At 43.3% G+C, this 1,029-nt stretch carries 1 protein-coding gene; it reads left to right on the plus strand.

Going from position 1 to position 1,029, the window contains the following annotated elements; translation table 11 throughout:
- Nucleotides 1-297 precede the first annotated feature (297 nt).
- On the plus strand, nucleotides 298-1,029 hold a 732-nt coding region (locus KIV40_RS27520; protein WP_285352385.1), incomplete at its 3' end, for a carbohydrate ABC transporter permease.

Genomic DNA, 1,029 nt, shown 5'->3' on the forward strand with positions numbered 1-1,029 from the left:
GCTATCTCCTTGCCTTGTTGGACTACATCACTTTGCCTTTAAAACATACGCATTCATCAGAAATTTGTTAGGTGCCTCGCACGATTTATTGATCCGGCTCATACAAATTTTACAAAGTATTCTGTTTTTTGTGGAATCGTTTACACAATTTAAACATAACGATACACAATATGATTGCTGAGATTAATATTTGAGCATGGTTACGATTAAAGCTTAGCAATTTGATGATGTTTCGCCGATTAACTTTGAAACAAATGGAATTGTAAACAAAGCTATGAAGACAAGGAATTTGGGAAAATGGTGCAATCTGTGAAAACGATATACCCAGAAAATCGCATCCCATCAGCCAGAAAGAAAAGGCGCATCAGCTCTAAGCTGTCGCCGTGGCTGTTTTTAACACCGGCAATCGCCATCTTCTCGCTCTATGTGATCTTTCCGACTGTGGACAGTATCTGGTTGAGTTTTTTCGAGTGGGATGGGCTTGGTGAGAAAGAGTGGGTGGGGCTAGAGAACTATCGTGAGCTATTTGACTCCGATGCGTTCTACACCTCACTGACTAACAACTTCCTTTGGTTGATCTTCTTTATGCTTGCGCCACCTTGTGGTCTGGCTATCGCCCTTTTTCTCAACCAACAAGTGAAAGGCATCCGTGTTGTTAAGTCTCTCTTCTTCTTTCCATTTGTTATCTCACAAGTGGTTGTGGGCTTAGTGTTTGCCTGGTTTTACGATCCATCTTTTGGCCTGTTCAATATCGTCTTAGGTTCACTTGGTTTTGAGCCTATCTCCATTCTCGCCAATGAAGATTACGTTACCTACGGGATTATCGTGGCAGGCCTGTGGCCACAAATCTCTTACTGCATGATTTTGTACTTAACGGGCTTGAACAACCTAGACCCTGAACAGTTGGAAGCAGCACGACTGGATGGAGCCAAGAAGTGGCGAATGCTGTGGTATGTGGTGCTACCTCAATTGCGACCTGCCACTTATATTGCCGTGGTAGTCACCGTAATTGGCGCTCTGCGTTCATTT

Source organism: Vibrio sp. D173a (assembly GCF_030248475.1).